3 protein-coding genes and 3 pseudogenes are annotated in these 4,100 nt (G+C 59.3%); 2 read left to right on the top strand and 4 right to left on the bottom strand.

What is annotated here, in order from left to right; translation table 11 throughout:
• Positions 1-44: 44 nt before the first annotated feature.
• On the bottom strand, positions 45-1,040 hold the full coding sequence (locus GCT19_RS41180) for an IS5 family transposase (protein ID WP_152855028.1): 996 nt from the start codon (positions 1,038-1,040) through the stop codon (positions 45-47).
• A gap of 77 nt (positions 1,041-1,117) precedes the next feature.
• Positions 1,118-1,225, bottom strand: a pseudogene (locus GCT19_RS41185) (IS6 family transposase); the annotation flags it as partial.
• A gap of 253 nt (positions 1,226-1,478) precedes the next feature.
• Here GCT19_RS41185 and GCT19_RS44220 point away from each other — a divergent pair.
• Positions 1,479-1,592: pseudogene (locus GCT19_RS44220) on the top strand (IS6 family transposase); the annotation flags it as partial.
• A 75-nt stretch (positions 1,593-1,667) separates the two neighbouring features.
• Here the strand turns inward: GCT19_RS44220 and GCT19_RS41195 are convergent.
• Complete coding sequence (locus GCT19_RS41195; RefSeq protein ID WP_227749495.1) at positions 1,668-2,504, bottom strand: type III effector protein; 837 nt, start codon at positions 2,502-2,504, stop codon at positions 1,668-1,670.
• 568 nt (positions 2,505-3,072) lie between these two features.
• On the opposite strand from GCT19_RS41195, the pseudogene GCT19_RS41200 reads away from it, so the two are divergent.
• Positions 3,073-3,837, top strand: a pseudogene (locus tag GCT19_RS41200) (IS110 family transposase); the annotation flags it as partial.
• A 20-nt stretch (positions 3,838-3,857) separates the two neighbouring features.
• Here GCT19_RS41200 and GCT19_RS41205 read toward each other — a convergent pair.
• The coding region (locus tag GCT19_RS41205) for a DDE-type integrase/transposase/recombinase (RefSeq protein ID WP_152855030.1) at positions 3,858-4,100 on the bottom strand (243 nt) is incomplete at its 5' end.

Raw genomic sequence — 4,100 nt, forward strand, 5'->3', positions numbered from 1 at the left:
GGGCTTTGTCCGGATGGGTACGAGTTCCCGTGCCATGGACGCGACTATGCATTTTTGACGCAAACCGGTTTGCCGAAGGCATCCCACCGGTTCAGCAGGTTGGCGATGATGATGCCTTCGCCTTCCTGCGACGCAAGCTCCTGCGTCAGCAGGCGCTCGCCGATGCAGCGCTTGATGCGCGAGATCTGTGCCTCGACCAGCGAGCGCACACCGTAGCCGTATTTCTTGTGAAATGCATAGATGCCTTTGTCCTCGATGTATCTGACGATCTGGTCATGCCGGCGGGTTCGCTGCTCGCCGTGTACGACAGCGTGAGCTGGCGGTGGGATGACGGGCGTCACGCCCGCGCCTGAAAGCGCTTCGGTACGCTCGATGCTGTAGTACGCGCCATCGGCAATCACCCGATCCATCGGCACATCGGCGGGCAGCACGGCGTCCATTCCTTCGCTGTCCGATACTTCTGTAGTGGTGATGCGGATCGCGTGTACGTTCATGTCAGCGTCGATCGACCGATGCATCTTGCGCCACGGCGTGCGCGCGGCCTTCTGGGCGTACTTTTCCTCGTACCACTGGCTCGCCCGCCCAAAGCTCAATCCCGTGCTGTCGACGATGAGACTGATCGTCCCGCCGCGCGCGAGACGCCGGGCCAGCTGTTCGCAACGCTGCGTGACGCTCACCTCCAGTGAAGCGCACCGTTCGCCCAGCTGGCTGGCGCTGGGCACCGGGATGTCCAGCCCGCGAGTCTCCCAGTAGTCCTCCATATAGCCGGTGATCTGCCGCATCCCCCAGCCGAACAGCCGGTAGAAGGTAAAGATCAGCTCGATGTACGCCGTGGTGTAGGTCGGCTCACGCCCCGACACGCCCGGCGTACGGATCTTTGCGTTGATAAGCTGCGCCTTCAGATCGCCGCCCGGCACATACAGGCTGATCATGCCGCGCTTTCTCAGGCTCTGGTTATACGCCCGCGCGTTCGTCACCCGGTACCCCGGCTTCTTGCGCTTGCGCGCTTCACCCGTCTTTAGTCTGGCTTTATATGGCATTATTCAATGCTGGCTTCATGATGTTGCGCCTTTACACAACCCGCAGCATCTTTGCAATACCCCATCCGGACAAAGCCCATTCGAATGTAGGTCTCGTCCATCCTCCAGCTCCTGCCGACTGTCCGTTTGCACCGTCGAAACGCCTTCTCCAGGACCGGCAACAGTTTCTGCGCTATGTGGCGAACGATTCGTAAATTGCTCGATAGGTTCGCTCATGGTCGTGTGGATCGGCGCGGCGCGGTTCAAAATATGAAATTTTGGAGGAGTCCTATGTCAACGCCGATCCGTGGTTCGGGTTCGACAACGCCAGCGGAATACGTTCCACCGGCAGAGGGTGACGCATCCGCCGCACGTTCACCGTCGACCAACCGTGCTGCGGGGCTTGCAACAACCTGGCCCGCTGGCTGCGCTACAACGCCCATCTGCTGGCCCCAGACAGCCCTCAAGCGACATCGGCTACGGGCTTCACGCTATCGCCAACAACTCGCCTTGCGATTTGCTGCGTGGCATCGCTTCACCGAACTCACCCAAAATCCGTCTATCGCTTTTTGAGCGACTGATCGCCCCTGCCAGCATTGCCTTCTCTCCTCTCTAACGTGACAAAGCCGTTCAACGGACTAGGCGTTCTCAACATCGGCTCGGATCCAGACTCGGCAAAATCAGAGCTGCTCGCTTCCTGGCCGTCATGTATTTTGACACCCGCTCGGTCTCGACGTCGAGGCCTGCCTGGGCAAACATCCCGGCCACCTCGTTGAGACCCGCTTCGGTGCGATCTTCGTAGCGAGAGTACCGGCCCGACTGATTCGATACCACAAACTTGTCGGTGGCCGAGTTGAACTCCAATTCGCCGCAGATCCTCGCGGTGCCGCCACCGACAAGCAGGGGATGCCCCCGGTATCGCTCCCTCTGGGTCTCGGGGTCTTTGCCGGCCGGCTCGCATTCGCCGATGAACAGGCGGCCCAGCGCGCTGACGGCCCACATGTACTTCTTCTCGCCTCGCTTAAGGGCGTCGATGTCGATTGTCCCCTTGACATCCAGGCTCGTCAGGCTCGGGACGTTGCCTTGGCCGTCCGGCACGATGAGGCGCCTGGAGTGCTGCAGCGGGGCACCTGTCGGTACCCCCCCTTCCCGCTCCCATTGCTTGATGCCATCGGTGGCAAGGTTGAACGGCGGTTGAAGGCTGCCGAACAGGGCGTCAAGCGCGCCGGCCCGTTCTCGACCGATCAATTCGTGTAAAGCGGGTGCAGCGCCTTCGGGTGCAGCCATTGTTTCGGCAAAACTCGCTCGACGCCGATGCGCGGCCTGCTCTTGGTGTTCCCGCAATCGAGCGGCATTGAGTTCACCGAGTTCCTGCAGCACACCGGCGGAACTTGTCCTCCGCACCTTGACGGCCGGAGGCGCGTCGCCGGCCGCCTCGGTGGCAGACGCGTCGACATACGTATTGGTGTGGCCCTCGATCTTCATTTTCTTCCTCGATTTGCAACTGGACGCTCGCGCGTAGCAAGCGACACCGGCTTTCCCTTGAGTGGGCCTGACGATCATATGGCCGGGGCACGGCGTTCGGAATGCTTGAGGACGAACCCGCGAATCGCAATACGAAGGCAGTCGTCCTTCACACTCCGTAATCCGTCGCGTATCGATCAGGCCCTGCGCATTGCAGGGCATTGTCAGGTTAGCGAGGTGATCAGTTACTACTGATTGCAGGTTTTGATTTGATCGGCCATGATCGAATTTTCTTCATGTCGTAGGGAATGCAAATTGATTCTACAAGGCTGACGTGAGCTGGATCATGGCGCACTGCGCCGGATCTGAGAGCTGCGGCGACGCCGTTCGATTAGCTGCGACAGTAGTGCCGCAGGTTGATCATCGTGTAGGCGAGTGTCTTGAACGCGTAGTGAAGAGGGCTGAGACGTTCGAAGCGCAACAGCAGGCGGCGAAACTTGAAAATCATCTAGCGGGCCTCCCACCGTCGTCGTGGAGGCGGCGGGGTTAAAGTGAGTTTGCGAACAGCTTTAACCAGAGGGAGGCTGAGATGAAATATAGCGGAATCGACCTGCATTCGAACAACAGCGTCGTAACGGTGACCGATGAAAATGATCGGGTGGTGGCCGAAAAGCGCCTCCCCAACGATCTGGCGAAGATTCTCGGAATACTCACGCCATGGCGCGACGAGCTGGCGGGAGTCGTCGTCGAATCAACGTTCAACTGGTACTGGCTTGTTGATGGCCTTCAGGCTGCCGGTTTCACCGTGCATCTGGCGCATACCGCCGCGATTAAAAAATACGAGGGGCTCAAGCACAGCGGCGACGAAACTGATGCTCGCTACCTTGCACACCTGATGCGGCTCGGGATCCTGCCTACGGGAGCCATCCTGCCGCCGGAACAACGTGCCGTCCGGGATCTGGCGAGGAAGCGGATGCAACTGGTGCGAAGTCGCTGCCAGCATATCCTCGCGGTCGAAAACATCACGGCCCGTCAGCATGGCACCCGCATCACCAGCAATCAGGCCATGGGCCTGAGCGCCGAAACCATCGACCAGATGCGGCTGCAAGAGGACGTGGCGCTGGCGATCAGGGCGAACGCGGCGGTCATTGCCACCCTTTATGCACAGATCGAAATTCTTGAAAAGCGTCTTCAGGAAAAGGTGACTGTACAAGCGGAGTATGCCCTCCTCACCAGTGTGCCTGGAATCGGCCTGATACTCGCGACAACCATTCTGCTTGAGACCGGGCCGATCGAGCGTTTCGCCAGTGCCGGGAACTGGTTCTGTTGCAGTAAGGGTGTCGGGACGAGAAATGTCGATATGATAAGTATTGCTTATGACCCAAGGGAGTAAAACTGCTGGGAAGCAGACGACGGGTCTTTGCCCGCACATTTCATCTGTCCTTTCCTGATCATGTGCATTACCTCGATGCCGCCGAGAATGACCCTCGCACGGTGGAAGTTCTTGAATCCCAGCATCGGCCGGCTCCGGCGTTTGATAGCCCGATGGTCCTGTTCGACAATGTTGTTCAGGTACTTGATCTGACGGACCTTGATCGGCGTCTCGCGATCGGCATT

It is taken from the genome of Paraburkholderia atlantica, from assembly GCF_009362785.1.
GTDB classification, from domain to species: domain Bacteria; phylum Pseudomonadota; class Gammaproteobacteria; order Burkholderiales; family Burkholderiaceae; genus Paraburkholderia; species Paraburkholderia atlantica.

Bases quoted from the DNA above. Each gene is read 5' to 3' on its own strand.
- GCT19_RS41180 (WP_152855028.1), bottom strand. From the start codon at position 1,040: ATGCCATATAAAGCCAGACTAAAGACGGGTGAAGCGCGCAAGCGCAAG.
- GCT19_RS41195 (WP_227749495.1), bottom strand. From the start codon at position 2,504: ATGAAGATCGAGGGCCACACCAATACGTATGTCGACGCGTCTGCCACC.